Source organism: Propionibacterium sp. (genome assembly GCF_047719395.1).
Classification (GTDB): domain Bacteria; phylum Actinomycetota; class Actinomycetes; order Propionibacteriales; family Propionibacteriaceae; genus Propionibacterium.
In genome coordinates, this window is record NZ_JBDNTB010000102.1 from 1 (window position 1) to 3103 (window position 3103).

2 protein-coding genes and 1 pseudogene are annotated in these 3103 nt (G+C 60.0%); 1 reads left to right on the plus strand and 2 read right to left on the minus strand.

Annotation, left to right across the window (positions count from 1 at the left end):
* Window positions 1–145: 145 nt before the first annotated feature.
* Both ulaG and ABF648_RS11945 read right to left on the minus strand, forming a co-directional pair.
* On the minus strand, window positions 146–1201 hold the full coding sequence (ulaG, locus tag ABF648_RS11940) for an L-ascorbate 6-phosphate lactonase (RefSeq protein WP_415632470.1): 1056 nt from the start codon (window positions 1199–1201) through the stop codon (window positions 146–148).
* A 51-nt stretch (window positions 1202–1252) separates the two neighbouring features.
* Window positions 1253–2605, minus strand: a complete 1353-nt coding sequence (locus tag ABF648_RS11945) for an MFS transporter (RefSeq protein WP_415632471.1) — start codon at window positions 2603–2605, stop codon at window positions 1253–1255.
* 210 nt (window positions 2606–2815) lie between these two features.
* Here ABF648_RS11945 and ABF648_RS11950 point away from each other — a divergent pair.
* A pseudogene (locus ABF648_RS11950) lies at window positions 2816–3103 on the plus strand (hypothetical protein); the annotation flags it as partial.

The following is a 3103-nucleotide window of genomic DNA, read 5'->3' on the forward strand; positions in this document are numbered from 1 at the left end:
CCCCCCCCCGCGCGCAGGACCACCCCCGCCCCGCCGTATCCAAACCCCACCCCCCTAAAAATCCCCAACACACAAACCCCCCCCCCCGGGGGGGGGGCCCCCCCCCCCCCGCGCCCCCCCCCCCACCACTATTCATCGTCCAATTTTACAGGAAGGAGGGGTAGGGAACGTTCTGCTCGTTGGTGAAGCAGTCTTCGAATCCACGGCGGTAGTGGTAACGCATCTTGTCCTTGTCATTCGGGTAGGTGAACTTTCCACCGACCTCCCAGATGAATGGCTTGAACTTGTATTGCAATACATCCTTCTTGAACTTCCAGAGTTCAAGAATCTCGACAGGGTCTGCTTTGAAATTGGTCCACACATCGTAGTGGAACGGGATGACGACCTTGGCCTGTAGGGCTTCAGCCATCCGAAGAATATCCGAGGATGTCATCTTGTCGTGGCAACCCACCGGATTTTCGCCATAGGAGCCGAATGCCACGTCAATGTCATTTTCCTTGCCGTGCTTGGCGAATCGGATTGAGTAGTGCGAGTCGCCAGCATGGTAAAAGCTGCCGCCAGGAGTCTTGATCAAATAGTTGACAGCCTTGGAATCCATATCGAGGATCTTGCCGTGCAGATCCTCCTGGGCCGTCACCATGACGGTGCGGTCGAAGGACTCAAGAGCATCGATCTCGATGTCCTTGACCTTGACGGTATCGCCGGGGCGCACAACGACGATTCTGTTCTTCGGGACACCCCAGGACTCCCACAAGTCGCCACACTCCTTCGGGCCCACGAATTTTACTTCGGGCCCGCAATTCTGCAGCACGGCGGCCGCGAAGAAGGGGCAGATGTGATCGGAATGAATGTGCGTGGCGAGCACGACATCGAGCTTTGTGATGGCGAACGGATCGAAGACGATCGGCGCGGCGCGCAGATTCGGCTGGGTCATGGCGCCACCGGTCAAATTGCGCATCTGGTGGTACGGCTTCATCTCCTTGACCTTCTGGGTGCGCTTACCATTGCCGAACCACAGATCAACGGCGAGGTTGGCGCCACCCTCGGTCTTCAGCCACAGTCCGGTGTTCCCGATCCACCACAGCGTGAATGTGCCGGGTTCGACGACGGTCTCGTCGATCTCCTCGTTGAGCCAGGTCCCCCACTCGGGGAAAGCGCCCAGAATCCACTTCTCCCGGGTGATTTCGTCAATCTTGCTCATGCTGAATTTCTCCTTGTCGGATGGACAATCAAATGCTTGCGGGTGGGAAGATCAGACCGTGTCGAGAGACACGCCACTGGTTTCCTTTGCGAACTGGTAGATGATTCCGCCGATGACCAGCAGAATTGCGAAGAACAGGAATGCTGGCGGCACGATCGCGGCGGTGACCTTCCCACCGAACATCGCACCCAGAAGGGCCGGTCCGAAGATCTTCGCGGTGGCACCGATGCCATAGCCGAGCCCAAGTCCGCTTGCCCGGGCTTCGTTCGGGAACTGTTCTGCGCCGAAGGGATTGAGCACGCCGAATGCACCATCGCCGAATGCCATGGCGACCAGAATGCCGATGAAGAAGATCCAGCCGGCATTGGTGCCATACCCTGCCAACTGGGTGGACCCGGCAGAGATGAGCAGCCCCACGGCACCCAGCAGGCCGTAGATCAGCATGACGCGCTTGCGTCCGATGCGGTCGCCGAGCCACGCCGAGGACAGTCGGCCGAGAAGATCAGCCAGGGACACGAGCATGAACAGGTAGCCGACGGTGTGGGTGGGGAACTTGTAGGCCGAACCCAGGATTGACTGGCCCCAGGACTGGATCACCGAAGAGCCGAAGATGAAGCAGAACGAACCGAGAGCGACGATGACCAGACTCTTGAAATATTTGTGGAAGATGACCGAATAGGAGGCAGTCGTCTCGCCCTTGATCTCAGGCAGCGTGCCAACCTCTTCCGGCGGCAACTCAAGGGCCCATGCGATGGCCTTCGTCGCTTCCTCATGGTGGCCCTGCGATTGCAGAAAGCGCGGTGATTCCGGAACCCTCCGAAGCCAGAAGAGCAGCAGGATCGGAATGGCGCCAATAGCGATCAACAGGCGCCAGTTGTCACCGGTAAGGCTGGAGGCGAGTGATCCGAGGAACAGCCCGAGCGGGATGAATACGGCTGTGAGACCCGAGAGGAAACCGCGCTGCTTGGCGGGCACGAATTCCTGCACATAGGGTACCGAGGTGATGTTCAGACCGCCGACACCCATTCCCACCAGAACGCGCAATACGGCGAGCAGGACCCAGGCATTCGTCGGGGTGAAGACCGAAACAAGGGTGAATACGGTGAACAGCAGGACGCACCACATGAAAGCGGTTTTTCGGCCGATCTTGTCTGCGAGACGACCCCAGAGGATTGCGCCGATGACGGTGCCCAAACCGGACATCGCCAAAATGATGCCGGCCTCATAGCCCTGCAAATGCCACGAAGGATCCTTCAAGAGCACCGCGATGGCGAAGCCGATGAGGAACATGTCGAAGAATTCTGAAATATTGCCCAGCACGGCGAGCGTGATGAGCTCTTTCTGATTCTTGGTCAGATGCCTGGCGTCGATTTGCTCCAAGGCGGTCATTGAATTTGTTGTCATTGACATTGGATAATCACTCGTCTCAAGTCAGCGAACGATGTCGCAGGTAGTGAGGTTCTCCAGCTCGAATGGCGCGACGTGCGTCAGGTCGCCGTAGTGGGTGAGAGCGAGTTTCGAGGCTCTTCCCAGATGAGGGTGTAGGCGACGCAGCAGCCGTGGTGGGAGGGCGCGGCGCGTCGGTGCCCGGATAGTGGCCGAGGCCTTCCGAGGATGGAAGTTCTCACACTGCCCATCCAGGAAGACCTCGACGTGCCTGACGCTACCTTCGCGACCCCTGATGTGACGACTTTCTGCCGCCTCGACGAGCTCGGTCTCGTGGTCGTGGGCCAGCAGGTGGAGCCGGACCGCGCGGTGCTCCTGTGCCGCGGCGAAGAGGACGAGGCGGCGCGCTGGTGCCGGCGCTGCGGCGGCGAGGGGAGGGCGCGGGACACCGGCACCAGGGAGCGGGCCCACGAACCGCTGGGGTGGCGGCCGACCACGCTGTTGCTCACGGTCCGC